We start from the raw sequence: 21,049 nt of genomic DNA on the forward strand, positions 1-21,049 counted from the left end.
AGTGAACAAGGCTAAGTCAGCGAATTGTTCTTATACTCCGCTTAGAACAGCGTCTTAGGCACTCTTTTCTATTCCTTTATCTATCATAGTTTAGTTCTATGTACCAATTGTCACCTAATTCTTTAACTAAGTAACAGTTTTTCATTGAATCATAGCGCTTTTCGGACATATCTACCTCTGGCGGACAGATTTCTACATCATTCATTTGGCTGAAATTCTTTTTTGTATAAAGAAAATTTTTATCAACACCCCAACCTATTCCTCCATAGGAATAATAATTGAAACTGGTCTCATTATCAGAAAGGACTGTTATTCCACTACATTGTATATTTTGTAGCAAGGAATCCAATTTTCTCTTTTTGCTTATACTCAATTGATTGAAATAAATAGAATCCTTTACATTTTTATATTTTCCTTCCACTAAAATAGGGGGATAATCAAATGCAGAAATTGTATCCTCTGCGATGACTTGCCGAATCATTTCAAAATCAGTTTTATGCTTGTTAAAATGATGCATCATTTCCTCGTCAGTAGGGTCTTTCACAGCTGGTTTGCAGCTTTTTATAGCAAAAAGTATTAACAATAGGATTTGTATCCGCATGGTTCTATAATTAAAAGGCTTTTTTATTTCTACATTCCCCTATAATGGCATCAGGTTCATAGAAATTACCATATTTTTGGTAATATCTTATGATACCAACTTGTTCTGAGGTATCTTCCTTACATTTCCCTATATAAAAAACACCTATACCGTTTTGCTCTTGATAATGATGTATATATTCTCTAAGATATCCACCTACTCTTTTGCTTTCTATAAAAGCTTTGGTACTTGAAGAATATTCATAGAACTCCATAAAATCTTTTCCTTTTTGATTTTTGATGTATTCTATAATTGCCTTTTTTACCTTATCCGGAGATTGGGACAGATTTTTTACTAAAACTAACCCCTTTATGGCCTTAGATTCTACAAATTGCACTTTTCCTCCCTCACAAGAGAGAAAAACTACCAAAAATAGTAATAATATCCTCATAGCAAACCTTGTTGTGTATTTATTCTGGCTTTATAAGCCAACAAAACGCACTTCTCTCCGTTACGAACTTTTTAATAGTTAATGTAAGTTCAATATAACGAAAACTCGCACAAATTCAGCAAGTAGCCTCAATTGGCATGAGGGGAAACCTAATTGGCATAGTAGAGACGCCATAAATTGCGTGTTACCCTATTAGCCCCACACTGGCAGGGAATTACCCTACCCTATTCAAGGGCGAATTGCAATTCGCCCCTACTCACTCTTCACTTCATCGTAGATAACCTCTTGGTCTTGGCAAAGAGGTTTGAGTTCTCTTTCTATAAAAGGAATAATGTCCGCCTTGTAGGCTTTGGGGTAGAGTAGGTGTATATTAGCCCCAGCATCAAGGGTAAAGCAAAGAGGCTTTTGAGTGCTCGCCCGTAGATACCAAATCTTCTCAATGGCAGCAATGGTATTAGGGCGCATAAGTAGGTAGTAAGGGTCTGAGGTCATCATCATAGCGTGTAGGGCGAGGGCTTCGCTCTCTACTAAGGCCATAAAGCCCTTGAGGTCTCCCTTTTTGAGAATACTCTTAAGGGCTGCGATATGTTCACGAGCCTGTAGAAAACGTGCCTCAGCATACGGGTGTCCTATCATGAGCTGATGCCCCTTGGTGCTACTTACAGGCTTTTGCCCCTTATCAATAAGTAGAATGGTATCCTGATAGGTATTGAAAACTTCATGTACATCCTCCATAGGGATTCCGTAGAGGTCGGAGCTACCCATCACAGCCGAATGTTCCCCCCAGAGCACTACCCCTGAGTAGGTACTACGGCAGGCACTACCCGATCCCAAACGGGCTAAGAAAGAGGCTTTTTCATGAAAAAATTGCTCTGTCATCTTAGGGTCAAAGAGCTTTTCTATTTTCATCAAGCATACCGCCAAAGCAGCCATAGCACTGGCTGAAGAGGCTATACCGGCACTGTGAGGGAAAGAATTGCTCGAACGGATCACAAAGTAATAATCCCTGAGAAAAGGTATATAGTTGCGGATACGGGTGAAAAAGGTTTCTATCTTGGGTAAGAAATTATCCTTAGGTTCCTCATCGAAGAAGAAATCAATCTGGAAGCTACTGGTAAAGTCCGTTCTAGGCGTCATCTCTATGACAGTCTCTGTATAAGAATGAGACAGCGTGAAGCTAATAGAGGGGTTCATAGGGATTTGTTCGTCTCTTTTTCCCCAATATTTCACTAAAGCAATATTGCTATAGGCACGATGACGCACCTTTGCGGCCTCTACCCTCTCACTATAGGCCTTAGGGATGAATTTTTCTACAAGCATTTATTTAATATGATTGAATGATCAATAATTATATAGTTATTTGCGTGTGCAAAGATACAAAAAAGAACCATGTCAAGATAAAATGAAAAATAAAGTGTGAAAGAGGTTGTCCGAAAAGTCTTATTCATGAAAGGCGATTTGCAAATCGCCCCTACAAGAGGATTTAAAACAATTGATTTTCAATAGAATAAAATTCGAAAATATTCGATTTAAACTTTGAAAAAATAATGTTTTGGACAACCTCGCTCACTGTTCACTGTTCACTGTTTTACCATATTTTGATTCTTTCCTCAGGTTTTCTATAGAGTTTGTCACCTTCTTTTACTTGGAAAGTCTGGTACCAAGCCTCCACGTTGGTCAGTGGGGCAAAGGCACGGAGGTAGTCAGGAGCATGTGGGTCTGTCTTGATCTGGTTGGCAAGGTTCTGATCAGTAGTCAGGGAGCGCCATACGGTAGCCCACGCGATGAAGAAGCGTTCGTTTTGGGTGAATCCACTTATTTTTCCTACATCACCATGGTCTTTTAGGTACATTTGTAAAGCATCGAAGGCGATATTGGCACCGCCAAGGTCTGCAATATTCTCTCCATTGGTGAAGATTCCATTGACAAAGATTCCCTTGACAGGTTCATATTGGTCATATTGCTTGGCGAGGGCTTGTGTTGCTTTTTCGAAATTTGCCTTATCGGCGGGGCTCCACCAGTTTTGTAGATTTCCATCAGCATCGAACTCAGCACCACTATCGTCAAATCCATGGGTTATCTCATGCCCAATGATCCCCCCGATAGCCCCAAAGTTCACAGCAGGATCTGCCTCGAAGTTGAACATAGGCGCTTGTAGGATGGCCGCAGGGAAGACAATCTCGTTGTAGAGCGGATTGTAGTAGGCATTGACTGTTTGTGGGGTCATGCTCCATTTGGACTTATCCACGGGCTTGCCAACCTCGTCAAGGCTCTTTTGGTAATACCACTGGGAGATGTGTTGTAGGTTTTCGGCAAGGGAAACTTTAGGGTCTATGATGAGCTTGGAATAATCCTCCCACTTGTCAGGATATCCCACCTTCACTCCGAGTTTGTCGAGCTTGACAAGGGCTTTTTTCTTAGTTTCTTCACTCATCCAAGAGAGGTTTTTGATATGCTCCACAAAGCTCTTTCTTAGGTAGCTAATCAGGGTAAGCATCTGTTCTTTGGCTTCTTTAGGGAAATATTTCTCTACATAGAGTTTGCCAAAAGCTTCTCCCAAAGATCCATCGATGACACCAAAGGCGCGCTTGGTGATGGAGCGTTGCTCTTGTTGGCCACGGAGGTACTTGTTATAAAACTCGAAGGAGAGGTTGTCGAGCTGTTCATTGAGGTTGGTGATATTGCTCAGTACCAACATATACTTGAGATAGTCCTTAAGCAAGGGCAAGTTAGCAGCATTGATGAACTTGTCATAGTCTTTGTACAAACGCATTTGGGTGAGGATCACCTTGTCCTGTGTCATCCCTACGTTCTTGAGCAAAGCAGGCAGGTCGAGATTCTTGACCAAGGCTTTGAGCTCGGTCATGGTCTGAGGGTTATAGCTTAGGTTAGGATCACGGCTTTCCTCATTGGTGAGCATGAGCTTGGCGATACTTTTCTCAAAAGCCACCTGTTTGCTTGCTTTCCCCTTAGGGTTCTTTTCACCAATGGCTTCGAATACCTGAGCTACAAAGCCTTCATACTTTTGCAAAGCCTCGGTATTGCTGGGGCTTTCCTTTTGGTAGTAGTCGCTGCCCATCCCTATGGAGAACTCACTCAGATAGGCAACATTGGTATTGGAGTCCTTCATATCGGCATAAGCACCCCAGCTACAGATAGGGTTATTGCCTGTGAGCGTTGCCTCCTCTAAGTATTTCTGTAGATCGGCGAGGGAGGCGATAGCATCAATCTTCTTGAACTGTCCCTCGATAGGGGCAAGACCTTGTGCATTGCGCGTAGACCAATCGGTGTATTGGCGGAAGAGGGTTTGTATCTTTTGACCTTCAGAGCCTTCGGGATATTCTTTTTTGTTCAGGTCATCAAGAATTGAAAGACAGTTGTTTTCAGTGATTTCATCCAGCATGTAGTAGGTACCCCATGAGGTCTTATCGGCTGGAATTTTTGCTGTTTTCATCCACCCTCCATTTACATAGTTATAGAAGTCGTCTTGTGGGCGGACAAGGGTATCCATCGCCGATAGGTCAAGTCCTTTTTCTTCGACCTTGTTCTGTGCTTCCTTAGCTGGGTTGCCACAGGCAGCCACTAAGGAAAGAGAGAGAAATAAAGAAATTTTATTCATTGTGTTTCTAATTTAGATTATAGACTTTGTTAGATAATTAGGTAATTGGGCTTCCATTTTCAATCTTCCTTAAGTTCTCCACGCTACCGCAAGCATTTCGCTCATGCCTATCACAAGGGAGCTATTAGCCCTCTTAAGAGAGTTCACTCTGGGTGCTGGCATTCACCGCCCTCTGTTCTCTGTTCACTATTCACCGCTCTCTGTTCTCTGTTCACCGCTCACTGCTCACTCTAATTAGAGTATCCAAATCGGCGGAGCTGTCCTAAGTCGGAGCGCCAGTTTTTATTGACCTTCACATAGAGTTCCAGGTGAATCTGCTTGCCAAAGAATTTCTCCAAGTCATAGCGAGCTTGCGTGCCTACTCTCTTGAGGGCTTCACCGCGATGACCTATGATAATACCCTTCTGACTGTCGCGCTCTACCATGATGATACTACGGATACGAATAATCTCGTCCGTCTCGCTAAAAGTCTCTGTCTCCACCTCCACTGCATAGGGGACTTCCTTCTTGTAGTTCAGAAGGATCTTCTCACGTATAGTCTCATTGACAAAAAAGCGTTCGGGCTTATCGGTAAGCTGGTCTTTGGGATAGAAGGCGGGGGATACAGGCAGTAGCTCCAAGATACGATGAAAGAGTGGCGCTACGTTGAAGTTCTCCAAGGCTGAGATGGCATAGATCTCCCCCTTAGGAACTTGCTGTTGCCAATAGGCAACGGCTTGCTTGACAGTCTCCTCATCGGAGCGGTCTATCTTATTGATTAGCACCAAGACAGGCACTTTTGCTTGGTTGATCTTGCGGAAGAAGTCGGCATCCTTGAGTTCCTTCTCCCCTATCTCGACCATGTAGATCAGGATATCTGCATCCTCGAAGGCATCCTTGACAAAGTCCATCATAGAGTTTTGCAACTGGTATGCTGGCTTGATGATCCCAGGAGTATCGGAGAAGACCACTTGAAAGTCGTCCCCACTGACAATCCCAAAGATACGATGCCGCGTGGTTTGTGCCTTGGAGGTGATGATCGAAAGTCGCTCGCCTACAAGAGCATTGAGCAAGGTAGATTTCCCCACATTGGGGTTCCCTATAATATTGACAAATCCTGCTTTATGTTCCATTTTCTTTTAGGAGTTAGGAGGGTTAGAATAGGTAATAGTATCATTAATCATTGAACATTGTTCATTAATCATTGATTATCGTTTTCTATTGACAATCTTAACAACGGCCATGATGAGGGCACCCATCGCGACAAAGCTCAGGAGGGTAGCCCACCAGTAACTAAGGAATAAGCCCCTGAGTACCACAGCAAAGACAATAGCAAAGAGCAGCAAGGTAGCCACCTCATTGGCCATGCGTAGCTTCACTGAGCTATAGCGGGTGCGCCCCTGTTGTAGTTCCCTGAGGGTACGCCAACTCCAATAGTGGTATACTAACAAGAACACCACTCCTAAGAGCTTGATATGCATCCACCCCTGAAGGAGATATGCCCACTGTGTCGCCCACAGCATATAAGCTCCAGTGAGCACCACAATCACCAATGCTGGCACCGTGATGATATTCCACAAGCGCTCTTCCATAAAGCTATACTGCCTGTGGAGGATACCTCGTTCTGGCTCACTCTTGCCCTGTAGCGCTTCTGTATGATAAATCAACAAGCGCACTATATAGAATATCCCTGCAAAATAACTAACAACAAAGATAATATGTAATGACTTGATTATTAAATACACTTTTTAAAATGTTCGATGATTTCTTACTTTCACTTTGCAAAGTTACGAAATTATTTTAGAATATAAGCCATTAATCATCATTGATTGTTCACTAATCATGATTCTCAGTTCTCCTCTCACTTCTCTACGTTTCTTTGCTTGACTTCACCCTGTGTGATATCGTACTTTTGCAACATAAGCAGTGTTAGCCAAATTATTATTTATCATGTTTGATTCTCAATTTTCTTCTCTTTCTCCTTTGCAGGCGATACAGTTTCTTCAATCAGGGAGAGACACCACAGCACCAGATCCCGCTGCGGCACGTCGGGCTCTTGATCCACGACAACACCCTGTGAATAATCCCCTCTTGCGTCGTGACAAGCGTGTCTCCACCTCCGAGGGGCTCTATACGGAGCCTGTTGCCCGTATTGCCCTGCCTTTGCAACAACTCATCATCAAGCGCTCAGTGGCTTTCCTCTTTGGCAAGCCAGTACGCTATGAGTACACCAAGGATACCCAGGAGCACGAGCAGGCTTTTGCTATACTGGAGAATATACTCGCCCAGGCCAAGGAGAACAGTCTGAACCGCCGCTTGGCACGTGCCGTGTTTTCCTATGGAGAATGTGCAGAGCTATGGCATGCCCTACCACTGGCTACCCCCTCTCTCGCCTATGGTATCCCCTGTGCTTTCAAGCTCCGCTGTTCGCTCTTCTCCCCTGCCTTTGGCGATAGCCTATACCCCTTCTTCGATGCCGTGGGAGATATGGTCGCCTTCTCCCGCGCCTATACGGTCGACGATCCCTCTTCTTCCCTACATGGCAAGGCCGCTTACTTCGAGACCTACACTGCCCATTTTCACTATCTGTGGAAGAATACCTTAGGCGACTGGACTCTCGAAGAGGGATACCCCGTGGCCAATCCTATCGGGAAAATCCCCGTGGTATATGCCCACCAGCCTCAGCGCGAGACACAGATAGTGGATCCTCTTATCGAACGATTGGAACACCTCTTGTCCAACTTCGCCGAAACCAACGACTACCATGCCTCTCCCAAGATTTTCGTCACCGGACACATTCAGGGATGGAGCAAAAAAGGCGAAGCAGGTTCTATCATAGAAGGCGACAAGGATGCTTCTATGCAGTACATCTCGTGGAACAGCGCTCCCGAGTCGGTCAAGCTCGAGATGGATACCCTACTGAGAATGATCTACACCCTCACCCAGACCCCAGACATCTCTTTCCAAAACCTCCACTCCATGGGTACCCCCTCAGGTGCTGCCCTTAAGCTCCTTTTCTTGGACGCCTCGCTCAAGGTTCAGGACAAGCGCGAAATCTTTGATGCCTATCTGGCACGCCGCCTGAGTATCCTCAAGGAATACCTCGCCCTGCTCCACACCCCACTGAGAGAGGCCGCCGCCTCCTTACAAGTAAAAGCAATGATACAACCCTTAATTAATGATTAAAAATGAAACGTATCGCTATTTTTCTTACTCCTTTAGTACTTTTGTATGCCTATGATAAGCAGATAGCCCTACGGGATAGGCTGTACTATCTATGGCATACCCTTTCGACTTGCGCCCCCATAGTGGTGCTTGCTAACTATTTTTATGCATGGCAACAGACCCATCAGGCTTTTATCATCGCCTTAGTGGTAGCCCTCTCGGTCAATCTCGTCATTGGGGCACTCTACCATATACGTAACCACTCTTTCTCTTGGAGAGCACTCTTGATCAAAAACGCTCAGATGCTTGGAGTTGTCGCCGCTGTATATCTCCTCTTAGACCTCTTGAAAGTCCCCTTGAGAGAAACCTCCACCGGCGAAGTCTTCGAAAGCACCCTACAGATGATGACCTTGCTATACCCAGTGAGCAAGGCCATCAAGAACATCTTTGTACTCACTTATGGCAAGTATCCTCCCTCTTGGGTGATCAAAGCATTGTATAACTACGAAAAAGAAGGAAAACTCAAGGAGTTCTTTGTCAATGAATAGTGTCAATGATTTATATCCCCTACAGAAAAAAATAGGAATAAAAACTCAAAAAAATTTTCTTATCTTAGAAAAAAAAGTTATACCTTTGTGGGGAAAAACAACTCTTAAAATAAAATGCTATGATAAAAAAGCTACTACTCCTTAGTCTCTTTTGCCCTACCCTGATGTGGGGACAGGAATATCTGCGTAAGAATCTCAACGAGGAAGGTACCACCTATATCAAGGCCAGTCTCTCTGCCACCTTCTGGGCAAGATACTACGAAGCGAACCCTCACACACAGATCAATGGTACTGAGGTGAGCCGTGTTACTGACTTCTCAGTACGTCGCTTACGTATCAATGTACAAGGACAACTCACCCCTAAGCTCTATGTATATGGGCTCTTCGGAGGGAACAACTACAACTTCACCAGCAAGAATGAGGATCGTATAGGTATCCTTGACCTCTATGCGGACTATCAGCTGCTCCCTGAGCTAACTCTTGGATTGGGAAAATTCGGATGGAATGGTAGCCGCAACGCTATGAAAGCCAGTGGTAGTATGATGGGATTGGATGCTCCTAGCTTCCCACTCTTCACCGTGAACAAAAACGATGATGCCGTCCGTAGCCTCGGTGCTTTCGCTAAGGGACAGATACAACAACTCAGCTATGTCTTTACCATCAAAAGCCCATACACCGTAACTACTGAACCTAAGGAAGGGGTAGTGGATTATGCCAAAAATGCTCCTCATAAACAATATTCTGCCCACCTAAAGTATGATTTTTGGGAATTGGAAAGCAACAAAACTCCTTATACAGCAGGTACTTATGTAGGAAAGAAAAAGGTACTAAACCTCGCCCTAGGGGGGGTATACCAAAAGGATATGATGAGTGAACTCCAAAATAGTGTAGTTAAGTACTACGATTATAAGAATTTCTCCGCCGAACTCTTCCTCGATACCCCTCTTTCCGAATGCAACGATGCTATTACCATCAATGCAGGCTACTATTATACTGATTTCGGCCGTGACCATATCCGATACATAGGCAATAACAACGGAAGCCCTTCGATCATGAAAGTCTCTTCCAACGAATACCTCAATGGTGCAGGAGCCGCCTATCCCATGATGGGATCAGGTAGTACCTATACCCTCTTAGCAGGCTACCTTTTTGGCAAAAGTGAAAAATTCGATGCCCGTATACAGCCCAATGTCAGTGTACAATACTCCAAATTCCATGGGCTTAACGACGCTATGGTAGCCTATGACCTCGGTGCCAATATCTTCTTCAAAGGTCATAGTAACAAGCTCAGCTTCTGCTACCAAAACCGCCCTATCTATAACCAACAGAAAGAAGTGGCCATGCGCAAGGGAGCCTTTATTGTTCAATATCATATTGTCTTGAACTAATACAGCTAAAAGACAACTAAAGTAGAGAAAATAGGCTATCCGAAACGGATAGCCTATTTGTTATTAAGGATGCATTTTTAAGAAAGACTTTTTTACAAATCAATTATAAAATACCTACTGCCAAGTACAAAAGTAGCTTTGCCATCATTCACCATAAGTTCTTGTACTTCATACACCTCTCCACATTCGTTTTCTTGAGAAGCGCCTTTTATTAGTATTGTATAGGTTTTTGTCCTATTTTTCAACAGAAGGGTTTCACCGCTATTATCTTTAAAAAAATCCCTTGGAAGAGTACCACCATCCAACATAATGTCCTTTGCATTATAACCTTCTATCCAAGATAACCCTTTTTTTATGGAAAATATATTCTGTTCTCTTTTGTCCCTTATCTTTAGGAAAATAGCATTGTCATCTATTTCTCCTTGTTTGAAAAAAGAGGAATATTCTGGAGAATTCTCCTTGACCCTGATATATAGTTTATAAGGCCCCATGTCACATGGATCCGAATCCTTTTTGTAACTACAATTACAAAAGGAAATCACTAAAAGAAATAATATAAAAAACTTTTTCATAACTAATAAATATTATTGATTATTCTAAGTATATAGGTATTTTCTCTCTTTGTATGTCCTTACTGAAAAGTACATTCTTCCCATAGATATAGAATTAGGGAAGAACCCTAATTGGAAAAGTATATACTCCTTTTTGTAGTTCTGTAGCTGTTAGTACAGTTTTCTTTTTCTTAAAGAAAATCAATCTTCACTATTTGACTACAAAGGTAGTCCTTTTTCAGAAATATTCAAAATATTTTATGTTAAAAATATTGTCTTCCTGAGCGAAAAAATGATTCTTTTCTTTTTGGTAGAAAAAAAGGAATTTTGTATCTTTGCCTTTAATTGTATCATAAATAATATAGGGGCGAAAAATTCTCAGAGAGTCCTCTCTTTTGGACTTTGCCCCAAAAAAGAGATTGCATGAAAGCCGTATTTTTAGACAGAAACACCCTATCCTCCCACATGGAACTCTCCGTACCTGAGGGAGTTACCCAGTGGGTCATTTATGAGAGTACCCGCCCTGAAGAGATCATCACACACTTGGCAGGAGCGGATATCGCCATTACTAACAAGGTGAAGATAAGGCGAGAACATCTCAAGCAACTTCCTCAGCTCAAGCTCATTCAGCTCACTGCCACTGGAATGGACAATATAGATACCCAGGCCGCCAAAGAATTGGGCATAGAGGTCAAGAATGTCGTGGGCTACTCCACTGAAAGTGTGGCCGAACACTTCTTTATGCTCATGCTCGCTTCACTCAGGGGGCTCAAGCCTTACCATACCGCTGTGGAGACAGGAGTATGGCAAGCCGATGGACGTTTCTGCCTTACCGAGCCTACTCTCTTGGACTTGCATACCCGCACCTTGGGCATCATAGGAGTGGGACATATAGGCAAGGCTATCACCGAGCGCGCCAAAGCCTTTGGCATGCGCGTACTTTGGGCAGAACGCGAAGGAAAAGACCCTCGCAATAGCGACTATACCCCCTTCGACCAGGTACTCGCCCAGAGCGATGTCCTCTCCCTGAACTGCCCCCTCACCCCCGAAACCCACCACCTGATCTGTGAGCGCACCTTAGCCAAGATGCAGCGAAAGCCCTTACTTATCAATGTGGCTCGTGGCGCTGTAGTAGATCCCCAAGCGGTATACGATGCCCTACAACAAGACAAGCTCCTAGGCTTTGCCTCCGATGTATTCGAACAAGAACCCCCTCGAAAGGACGACCCTCTTATGCAACTCGCTCAGCACCCCAGAGTACTGCTCACCCCTCACGTAGCTTGGGCTAGCGAGTATGCCCTAGACAAACTCTGGAAAAAAGTAAAAGAACAGATAGAACAGTTTATCCAATGAAAAACAAAGAACAAAATGTAACTTTCCACTCTTCTCTCTTTTTTCTGTGTTTGCTCCTCTGTGCCTGCAAGCAGTCTAAAGAAAATACCCCTGAGGATAGTACTCCTGCCTCTACTCCTACTGAGGAGGTACAGATCACCTACCTTAGGGAAAACCCCTCGCCTGTAGTGGCGTATGACTCTATCCCCAAGCCCATCTATACGGATGATATTGACTTGTATGAGCCTAATCGGAGCTTTGACTTCAAGAGTATATACTTCTCCATCTCCACTATATATAACAACGATTCCTTAGATATTCCTCCCCAATATATCAAGGAACAGAAGAAGATGAGCCGAGAGGCATTGAGCTACTTTCCCTTGGAGGGCAAGTACCGCCAGAATATCTTCGAGCGAATGAAACTGACGCCTAAGGATACTATTTTTCTCTATAGTTATCAGGAAAATCAACTTAGAAAATACCCTCTAGCGGATACTCGCTCAGTAGCAGCGGTGAATGTATATGCCGATATAGAGAATATCAGCGCTTGGGATTATGAGATAGGCTTTGAACTACAACACGCCAAGGATTCTATTGTATCCCCCTTGTCCGATCTCTTTTTCAATTCCTTTGTCTATATAGGGAAAGAGAGCCCTTTTTCCTTAGAATCGGGGATAAGACAGATGCAGTGGAAAAAAGTCAGTCCTAAGGAGTTTCCAGCTTCTTATAAACTCTTGGATGATAATTACTTAGTGGGTAATACCTACAAGTATGTGTTGGCTGAGGTGATTTGTTATGTACAGGATTTTGATTTTGATAGTAGTAAGAGTGAGGACACCTACTATGGTAGCAAGCGCTATTTCGTGGCGGTAGATGCCAAAAGTAAGAAGATTATCAAGCGGGCTTTCTTTGAAGAAGGTGAATCTACCTCTTTTGCTCCCTTAGACAATGGTCAGATGTCCCCCTTTATCGGACGATTTCTCAAGGGTAAACCCTTAGCCATCTACGGATTGGTGTATGAGAGCTTTGGCTGTAATCCGATTATCTTCTTGGACGATGCCTATGAGAATATCTACCCAAGATGTGATAACAGACACTGATATAATGATGACCCATAATCATATTTTTTTCGTACCTTTGCCGCTAATCCCCTAACATCTAAAACCTAACATCTGAGAATGAAGAATCGAGTAGTGATCACCGGAATGGGTATCTATTCCTGTATAGGCACCTCCTTGCAGGAGGTACAAGCGTCCTTGTACGAGGGGCGTTCTGGCATCATCTATGATGCCGAACGTAAGAAATATGGCTATCGCTCCGCCCTTACAGGGGCAGTGCCTTCTCCCCAGCTCAAGGAGCTCTTGGGGCGTAGGGAGCGTATCTCCATGGGGGAAGAAAGCGAATACGCATATATGGCCACTCTTGAGGCTATGGCTACCGCTCAGATAGATGCCGACTACCTCAAAACTCACGAAGTGGGAATCCTCTATGGCAACGACAGTGTCGCCGAATCGGTGATTCTGACCAACGACCGCATCCGCGAGAAACAGGATACTACCTTAGTAGGATCGGGAGCTGTATTCCGTACAATGAATTCGACGGTAACGATGAACCTCTCCACACTCTTTGCTCTCCGAGGTGTCAATATGACCATCAGTGCCGCCTGTGCCAGTGGCTCCCATGCCGTGGGATTGGGTTACCTACTCTTACAGAGTGGCATGCAGGAGATGATACTCTGCGGAGGCGCTCAGGAGACGAACAAATACAGCATGGGCAGCTTCGATGGCTTAGGTGTATTCTCCATGCGCGAGGATACCCCTGAACTAGCCTCCCGCCCCTTCGATGCTTCGCGCGATGGCTTGGTGCCCAGTGGGGGAGCGGCAACACTGGTACTAGAAACCTATGAGAGTGCGCAGCGCCGTGGGGTACCTATCCTTGCCGAAGTGGTAGGCTATGGCTTCTCCTCCAATGGCGGACATATATCCACTCCCAATGTGGAAGGCCCTGCGCAAGCAATGGCTCGTGCACTGGCCAATGCCTCTATGCAAGCCTCCCAGATAGACTATATCAATGCCCATGCCACCTCTACCCCCATAGGCGATGCCAATGAGGCTAAAGCCATTCATCAGATATTTGGCAGCCAGACTCCTGTGAGCTCCACCAAGTCCATGACCGGACATGAGTGCTGGATGGCCGGCGCTAGTGAGATTATCTACTCCATACTGATGATGCAACACGACTTTATCGCCCCTAATATCAATATAGAACGCTTGGACGAGGATTCCCAAAAGCTCAATATCATTACCCATACCCAAGAGCGCCCTATCAGAGCCTTTCTTTCCAATTCATTTGGGTTTGGAGGTACCAACTCGGCTTTGGTAGTGAAGAGTGAAAAATGAAGAACGAAGAGTGTTTTGAGTGAAAAGTGTAGCCAAGCGAATGAGCTTGGGTATGTGGTGAAGAGTGAGTAACTGATCACTAACGACTAAAAGAATGAGTATCCGACAATTATTCAAACATACTGCCATTTATGGCTTGGCTACGGTAATGCCTCGTTTGCTGAACTTGGTACTGACCCCCTTGCACACCAGTGCTCGTACGCTTTCGCAAGCACAATATGGGCTCTATCAGGGACTTTTTGCCTATATGATATTGGGCAATGTACTGCTAACCTATGGTATGGAAACAGCCTTCTTCCGCTTTATGAATCGTGAGGAAGACCCCAAGCGTGTGGCAGCTACTTGCCTGACGTCCTTAGTCGTTACGACCCTTGTCTTTTTAGGGGTAGGCCTACTCCTATCTCAGTCTATAGCTGTATGGCTGAGCTACCCTGCTATCTATATCCGTTATGCTATATGGATACTTGCTTTGGATACCTTGGTGGCGATTCCCTTTGCTTGGTATCGGTATTCAGGACAATCACTACACTATGCTTTTATCAAAATCGGCAATGTAACGGTGAACTTAGGGCTGAACCTTCTTTTCCTCCTCTATTTTCCTTTTTTGGAGAGCAAGGGCTACCGACTCCCCCTAATGGAGCTTGTCAGTGACAAAACTCAATACATTTTCTTGGCAAACCTCATTGCCAGCCTACTGACCTTTATCTACATGTTACCCCTATATAAGCGTATCGGCTTCTTGTGGGACATAGCTCTATGGAAGCGACTCTTTCAGTATGCTTTCCCTGTACTGATAGCAGGAATAGCCTTTTCTATCAATGAGGCTTTTGACCGTGTCTTTATACGTATGCTCTACCCTGCCTCCCAAGCTGATGCCGTAGTGGGGCTCTATTCAGGTTGTTACAAGATGGGCGTATTTATGACCCTTTTCATCACTGCGTATAAGCTAGGGGTGGAACCCTTCTTCTTCTCCAATGCAGCGGATAAGAATGCTCCACAGACCTATGCCAAGGTAACTGAATACTTTAGTATCTTTGCCGGTGGAATATTCCTCTTTGTCTGCGTATATATAGACCTCTTCAAGTGGTTGCTCATCCCTAACAGTGCCTATTGGGAAGGGTTGAAGATTGTTCCCTTTGTTCTTATGGCCAATCTGTGTTTAGGACTCTATCATAGCCTATCGGTATGGTACAAAGTCACCGACCGCACCCATTGGGGAGCGATTATCTCGCTTATTGGAGGAGGGATTACCATCGTGGCCAACCTTAGCCTAATCCCGCTATGGGGGTATATGGGAGCTGCGGTAGCTACTTTCTTAGCCTATGGCGGGATGATGCTCCTATCGCTCTGGATAGGGCAAAGAAAATACCCTATCCCCTACCCTTGGCAGCGTATAGGTAGCTTTCTCCTGTTATCGACAGGGCTCTCCTTAGCTTATTTCTATATAGGAGATCGCAATCTTTTTGTAGGAAGTACCGCCGTAGTAGGGTATGCTTTCTTAGCCTACAAAAGCGTAAAGAGAGTGAAAAATGAAAAATGTAGCTAGGCTCATGAACTTAGTTACCACATTCTATAGAACCCTATAATTCTATAACCCTTAATTTCTATAACTCTATAACCCTAAAAATTATGGAAGTAAAAATTATCAATCATTCTGGGCATGACCTCCCTGCCTACCAAACAGCCCAATCGGCAGGGGTGGACTTGCGTGCTTGCCTAAAGGAGTCCGTGGTACTCCACCCTATGGAACGCAAGCTCATTCCTACAGGACTCTTTATAGAACTCCCCGACGGGTACGAGGCACAGGTAAGACCTCGTAGTGGCTTAGCTCTCAAGCATGGAATTACGGTACTCAACAGCCCTGGCACTATCGATGCCGACTACCGCGGTGAAATCTCTGTACTGCTGATCAACCTCTCCCAAGAGAATTTCGAAATTGCCAATGGAGAACGCATTGCCCAGATGGTCTTTGCTCCCTATACTGCCGCAACCTTTGTCCCTGTTGAGGAACTCTCCCAAACAGAAAGAGGCACAGGAGGGTATGGAAGCACAGGAAAGCAGTAAAGAATTTCCTCCCTAAGGGGTAGAAAAAGAAAAAAGACTTGCTGGTGGGCAGGTCTTTCTTCTTCTTTCTGTATGAAAAAATGCACTTATTTTAGGAATCAGTTTTTAAAAAATAGTAGGAAAATTGCCTTTTATCCTTCCTTATAAAGAATCAGAGTGATATAAATAATAATTGTTTAGTTTAGTTGGAATCTTTAACTCTTTCTTGTTAGTTGCTTGTTTCACGAAAGCCTTTGCTAGGCGGACAACACACTATTCTTTGTAAGGTGACAAAAGGCAATACATATACCTACTTTTTCATTCTACTACTTATAATTGGTTATATAAAAGGAATTGCCAGGCAATGTCCGATATTCTTTTTGAAGAAATTTGTGCTATTAGAGTCGAGAAAGACAAGCCTCCTTTTGGGTGAGGGAGACTTATCTCCTTTACTCTAATCTAAAATAAAAACACAAAAAATCTAATTACTATATAAAGAGATGAAAACTTCTTTTCTTAGTCTATCTTTGTTTAATACAGCAAAGAACCAAGCACCCGTAATATTTTGGTGATTTAGTTTTTTTATAATTTCAGGTGCTTTATCCCTTACTGTCTAAAATAAAAAACGCAAAAAAATCTAATCAACTTTAGCGAGAAAGATAGTAAATTTTCTTATAAAGAAATTAACACTGTAGCAATAGTGTCTATAACTATCTTTCTGTTTTCTGCTACAAAGGTAATAGTTTTTTTATAGATGTCAATAGGTAAGGGCAAAATTTGTCATGAACTGTATGTATTCGCGCACGAACGGTAAAAAAAATGTTTATTTTAAGATTTTTCCGTCCTTATTTTCAGCCTCCAGAGCCGCCCATTGTTCTCGAGACACCTGTACACGCAAGCCTCCTTCGAGCCATAAAAAAGGTTTATTGGTACGGATAATATAGTCTCGGTTGACAATCGCCTTACGCGCATTAGCCAAGAAGATAGGTAGGTGATATTCAGCACAGAATCGATGGATCTCTTCCCAAGTAAGTTTGAGCTGAATTGCTTGTCTGGAGAGCGTATGGAGCACCTTCAGGCGAGGATTCTGTTCGTCCTGCAAGAAACAAAGGATTTGCTTAGGGAATACCCTGACACTCTGTTTGAGATAGTTCTCTATAAAGACAGGTGTTTCTTTTTCTCCCTCGGCAAGTGCCTCCGCTTCGGAAACATACTGAGAGAGGTTTTCTGTCAGTTGTAGGAAAATAGGTTTAACCAAATACTTTTTTACCAACGGAAACTCATTGAAGACCACCTGAGGAATTTCCGGATTCTCCCCTTGGTAGCCTGTAAAGAAGATAATATAAGGGGTATATCCTACCATATTGCGGTGGATATGAGAGAGAATGGGGTAGGAGTTGCCCCCTCGGATACTCCAATCGGTAAAGATAAGTTCTGGACGGTGTGTCTGGATCAGTTGTATAGCCTCTTCCAGATTGTCCGTAGGCGATACAGGGTGCCACTGAAGATAACGCTCCATACGAGCGGTAATATTTTTCCAGATGTTTTTATCATCTTCTATAATAATGTACTTAAAGACTGATTTTTTCATAATTGATAGATTTTTTGAGTTGTATAATAGTCGTAGTTCCAGGATACTTGAGGTCATCTTTGTCCCTTTCGGTCATGGTGATCGTAATAGCATCATCGAAATGCTTGTCGAGAATCTTGAGGATACGTTCTATATTCTTCAGTCCTGTTCCATGGCGCTGCACGCCCGCCATTTTCTTGGAAGCCGCCACGCCAATCCCATTGTCCGAGATACTGATTCCATACATATTGGGGCGCTCCCAGAAGGCGATACGCAGCTGGTAAGGCGGTTCAGTACGATGTCGCAAGCCATGGAGAAGTGAGTTCTCCACAATCACCTGAACAACCCCCATCGGAAGGCGATAATCGGGAGGGATCGCTCCAAAATTCTCTACCTGTACCTCAAGGTCTGGAAGGAAGATCTCCTTCTGAATGGCGATGGTATTCTCGGTGAGTTTCCACTCCTGTTCGAAGGGGATAAAAGGGGTCTTGTCCTGCGAATAGCGGTGCATAATCGAAATATTCTCCCCTATATGCGAGAGGATTCGCTCGGCATGTGGGTTGTCATAGAGCTCCGCCCCAAGGCTATTGAGGGCATTGAGCATAAAATGAGGGCGGAACTGCTTGCCCAAATTCCCTATAGTGAGCAAGGCTATCTCCTTGTCCTGCCTATCCATACGCCTCATGTTGTGGAGCAAATAACCTCCTGTAAGAATAGGAATCAAGATAATCAAGAGCCAAAAGAAGGTATCTTGCCAGAAATATTTTCTAATAATAATAGGGTATTCATAGCGAGTGAAACTCCCATCTGTTTGGCATACTATCAGGGAAAAGACATAGTTGCCGGTGGAGAGATTCTGGTAGCGGTATTCGGTATCGATAGAGATAGCCCCTTGGTCGATGACATCATCACTATTCTCCTTACGCAGAGAAGCATTGACATAGCGGGGGAGGTTATCCTTGCTTTGGTAATGCAATCGTATATCAAAAGAACTCTCATTAGCCCCGAGAATAATAGGGGCATCGGCACGGGAGTCATAAGTATTTTTCCCTGTATTGATCGTCAGGGTAGGCTCCACGGGATAATCAGGCAGGGAGAGCCACTGGGCGATATTCCACTGAAAGAGCATATTGGAGGAGGCAAACCAGATATGATCATCAGAATCTCGGCTGGCCACACAAGTATGTTCTATAGGTGCTTGCAAGTTCATGGCATAGGGATTCAGGTAGCGCACCCTAATCTTTCCCTTGTAGAAATCCGAGAGCGAGAGCACAAGGATACGGTTGGAGACCCCCACGATGAGGTAATCCCGCCACTGATGAAGAAAGACAATGGGGCGGATATTCCCCGTCAGCAGTGGATGATTGACTATTTGGAAATTAGTCGGATCCAGCTGATTAGTCCCCTTGGGCATCCACCGATAGAGCTGTCCCTTTTCGGTACCGAACCAAAGCGTACCAAAAGAATCCTTCAGAATCGCATAGCCTCGAATAGGCGTTTGTTTTTTATCAAAAAAGAGTGTTTGTGCCTTATCTTTTTCAGGGATATAGCGAGCGATACCCTGCATGGAGATCACCCAGATATTCCCCTGGGAATCCTCGGCAATGCCCTGACAGTGATTCAGAGCAAGCCCCTCCTTGTGGGTGACACGTCGCCAAGGAGTACGTATTTCCAGATGTTCCAGTGCCTTGTAAGCCAAGCCGTTGCCCTGTACTGCCGTATAGAGCACACGACCCGAGGTCAGGAAGTTGCAAGTAGAAACAATCGTATCACTCACCTTTTGGTAAGCCGTAGGAGAGCGGAAAAGATACATTCCCTTTTGTTGGGTATTGAATAAGACTTTTTCCCCAATAGCCAAGGCGCCATTGGCACACTGTAAGTTGCGCAAAGGGCTCTCCTCTATCTTGAGCGAATCTACCACAGAGAAGCCCCCGTTATAACTTCCTGCCCAGAGCTTCCCCGAAGGGGTGAGCGCAATAGAGAGCAGCCCGTCGGTATTGGTATGATTATAGAGTCTTGGATAGATCCTCAGATAGGTGAAAATACGGTAGAACTGGTTCCCCCCAGCGATATAGAGACTATGTGAATCCTCAGAATAGGCCTTGTAGGCAGCCGATTTCATAGTGGTAGTAATAACCACTGGCGAGAGCTGTTTCTCTAAATCATAGAGTGTCAGTCCATTGCTATCATTGTAGAGATAATAGCGCCCACCATTCTTATTCTCGCTCTTATTGGCAGGGAGCACTCGAGTTATGACCGTATGATTATACTGGAAAAGTCCTTCATTGTTCGGTCGGATAAAGTAGAAATCGCTCAAGGAGCGCATATATATAGGCAAAAAAGATTCTGGAAAGGTCGTTTCTGGTTCTTTGCTCGTAAGGGATCTCAGTGAGGTTGTCGTTTCTGAGAGAATACAGCGATAAGGAACGCTATTGACCGAGATAGCGAAGATAGGATCTGGGTTTCGCTCCACCTCCTGAAAGAACTTGCCATCATAGCTCATGAGCTTGTAGAGATTCTCTGTGGCGGAGTAGATGGTGAAATAGATTATTTTATCAATAAGAACAAAGTGGCTATACTCCCCATCAGGAAAGCCTATTTCTCGTTGTTCAAGGTTTTTATAAGAATTTCCCGTATAGATAGCCTTGGAAAAACCATAGAAATAGTTGTCCAAGAGCTTGTATTTTTTATGGAATACACCTACATCTTTTCCTTTGAAAAGCAGTTCTACCTCTGTATTGTGCAAGGCATAGAGCTCATTTTCTTCTGAAGAGAAGAGCAGCTCTCCCTCTGAGCCTACCTGTAGGGGTTGGTTCATACTGAAGAAGTCCTTATTGATATTATAGCGTGTGTATTGCAACGCTCTATGTTCCCACTGCGGAAGTGACTGAGAGAGGGACACATGAACAGGGAGTAATAAGCAGAGAGCAGTAAGCAAAGAGCAGTAAGCAGTGAACAGTGAACAGTGAGCAGTGAGCAGTGAGCAGTAAACAGCGAACCTTTTCTCCCTTTGAGGGTAGGAAGAGTAAAAAATGCTTTAAGTGAAGTGTGATTAGGGCATAGTAGGGCAACCTTTGCGCTCCAAAGGCTTGCCAAGCTTTTCTTGAGGGCTTGGAGGAAAAGAATATAGAGTATCTTGCGTTTCTTATTTCTCATATTGCAATGGGCAGTAGCTTAGCTATGGGTAGCTCGTCTTTCGCTTATGATAACTAAACCCTAAAATAAGCCACTTTCGGCGCAAAAGTAAAAAATTTTTCAAAAAAAACAAAGAAATTCTACAAAATAACTATTTTATCCCTAATAAAAACTAAGTATAAGTTAAACTAAGTTAATAAATTTTTCTCATGTTCTCGCGAGACCCCTACCCATTTGCCTTCCACATAAGCTAAGTTGACACAGACAGTATTCAAAAAGGTACAACATA

General features: G+C 44.0%; 17 protein-coding genes. 8 read left to right on the top strand and 9 right to left on the bottom strand.

Annotated features, from left to right (window positions below):
• Positions 1–76 precede the first annotated feature (76 nt).
• The 6 genes from CGC50_RS05810 to CGC50_RS05835 all read right to left on the bottom strand — a co-directional run bounded on the left by CGC50_RS05810 (position 77) and on the right by CGC50_RS05835 (position 6,374).
• Positions 77–601 (bottom strand): DUF4948 family protein, encoded by a 525-nt coding sequence (locus CGC50_RS05810; protein WP_198541644.1) that lies wholly within the window; start codon positions 599–601, stop codon positions 77–79.
• Positions 602–611: 10 nt separating this feature from the next.
• Positions 612–1,031 (bottom strand): hypothetical protein, encoded by a 420-nt coding sequence (locus tag CGC50_RS05815; RefSeq protein WP_157909423.1) that lies wholly within the window; start codon positions 1,029–1,031, stop codon positions 612–614.
• Between the two features lie 252 nt (positions 1,032–1,283).
• Entirely contained in the window at positions 1,284–2,351 is a 1,068-nt protein-coding gene (locus tag CGC50_RS05820) for a diphosphomevalonate/mevalonate 3,5-bisphosphate decarboxylase family protein (protein ID WP_095910065.1), read from the bottom strand.
• Positions 2,352–2,619: 268 nt separating this feature from the next.
• Entirely contained in the window at positions 2,620–4,650 is a 2,031-nt protein-coding gene (locus tag CGC50_RS05825; protein WP_095910066.1) for a M13 family metallopeptidase, read from the bottom strand.
• Between the two features lie 230 nt (positions 4,651–4,880).
• A complete protein-coding gene (gene era, locus CGC50_RS05830; protein ID WP_002667400.1) occupies positions 4,881–5,762 on the bottom strand; it encodes a GTPase Era in 882 nt (293 codons plus the stop codon).
• A 75-nt stretch (positions 5,763–5,837) separates the two neighbouring features.
• The gene (locus CGC50_RS05835; protein WP_095910067.1) at positions 5,838–6,374 is read right to left on the bottom strand and encodes a CopD family protein; all 537 of its coding nucleotides are present in this window, start codon (positions 6,372–6,374) and stop codon (positions 5,838–5,840) included.
• A 205-nt stretch (positions 6,375–6,579) separates the two neighbouring features.
• Here CGC50_RS05835 and CGC50_RS05840 point away from each other — a divergent pair, with 205 nt between their 5' ends.
• The 3 genes from CGC50_RS05840 to CGC50_RS05850 all read left to right on the top strand — a co-directional run bounded on the left by CGC50_RS05840 (position 6,580) and on the right by CGC50_RS05850 (position 9,730).
• A complete protein-coding gene (locus CGC50_RS05840) occupies positions 6,580–7,815 on the top strand; it encodes a phage portal protein (protein WP_095910068.1) in 1,236 nt (411 codons plus the stop codon).
• Between the two features lie 2 nt (positions 7,816–7,817).
• Positions 7,818–8,342, top strand: a complete 525-nt coding sequence (locus CGC50_RS05845) for a hypothetical protein (RefSeq protein ID WP_198541645.1) — start codon at positions 7,818–7,820, stop codon at positions 8,340–8,342.
• A 119-nt stretch (positions 8,343–8,461) separates the two neighbouring features.
• The gene (locus CGC50_RS05850) at positions 8,462–9,730 is read left to right on the top strand and encodes an OprO/OprP family phosphate-selective porin (RefSeq protein ID WP_232781201.1); all 1,269 of its coding nucleotides are present in this window, start codon (positions 8,462–8,464) and stop codon (positions 9,728–9,730) included.
• A 92-nt stretch (positions 9,731–9,822) separates the two neighbouring features.
• Here CGC50_RS05850 and CGC50_RS05855 read toward each other — a convergent pair whose 3' ends face one another.
• A complete protein-coding gene (locus CGC50_RS05855; protein WP_157909424.1) occupies positions 9,823–10,302 on the bottom strand; it encodes a hypothetical protein in 480 nt (159 codons plus the stop codon).
• 402 nt (positions 10,303–10,704) lie between these two features.
• Here CGC50_RS05855 and CGC50_RS05860 point away from each other — a divergent pair, with 402 nt between their 5' ends.
• The 5 genes from CGC50_RS05860 to dut all read left to right on the top strand — a co-directional run bounded on the left by CGC50_RS05860 (position 10,705) and on the right by dut (position 16,076).
• Complete coding sequence (locus tag CGC50_RS05860) at positions 10,705–11,634, top strand: D-2-hydroxyacid dehydrogenase (RefSeq protein ID WP_095910070.1); 930 nt, start codon at positions 10,705–10,707, stop codon at positions 11,632–11,634.
• Positions 11,631–12,713 (top strand): hypothetical protein, encoded by a 1,083-nt coding sequence (locus tag CGC50_RS05865; RefSeq protein WP_095910071.1) that lies wholly within the window; start codon positions 11,631–11,633, stop codon positions 12,711–12,713. The genes CGC50_RS05860 and CGC50_RS05865 overlap by 4 nt, the downstream gene beginning before the upstream one ends.
• Positions 12,714–12,791: 78 nt before the next feature.
• On the top strand, positions 12,792–14,012 hold the full coding sequence (locus CGC50_RS05870) for a beta-ketoacyl-[acyl-carrier-protein] synthase family protein (protein WP_095910072.1): 1,221 nt from the start codon (positions 12,792–12,794) through the stop codon (positions 14,010–14,012).
• 94 nt (positions 14,013–14,106) lie between these two features.
• Positions 14,107–15,558 (top strand): lipopolysaccharide biosynthesis protein, encoded by a 1,452-nt coding sequence (locus CGC50_RS05875; RefSeq protein ID WP_095910073.1) that lies wholly within the window; start codon positions 14,107–14,109, stop codon positions 15,556–15,558.
• Positions 15,559–15,641: 83 nt separating this feature from the next.
• Positions 15,642–16,076, top strand: coding sequence for a dUTP diphosphatase (gene dut, locus CGC50_RS05880; protein WP_095910074.1), 435 nt, complete (start codon positions 15,642–15,644; stop codon positions 16,074–16,076).
• An 802-nt stretch (positions 16,077–16,878) separates the two neighbouring features.
• On the opposite strand, the gene CGC50_RS05885 is transcribed toward dut, so the two are convergent.
• Positions 16,879–17,646, bottom strand: coding sequence for a response regulator (locus CGC50_RS05885; RefSeq protein ID WP_095910075.1), 768 nt, complete (start codon positions 17,644–17,646; stop codon positions 16,879–16,881).
• A complete protein-coding gene (locus CGC50_RS05890) occupies positions 17,627–20,563 on the bottom strand; it encodes a histidine kinase (protein WP_232781202.1) in 2,937 nt (978 codons plus the stop codon). Before CGC50_RS05890 ends, CGC50_RS05885 begins: the two co-directional genes overlap by 20 nt.
• Between the last annotated feature and the right edge of the window lie 486 nt (positions 20,564–21,049).

The organism is Capnocytophaga gingivalis (genome assembly GCF_002302415.1).
In the GTDB taxonomy this organism is placed as follows: domain Bacteria; phylum Bacteroidota; class Bacteroidia; order Flavobacteriales; family Flavobacteriaceae; genus Capnocytophaga; species Capnocytophaga gingivalis.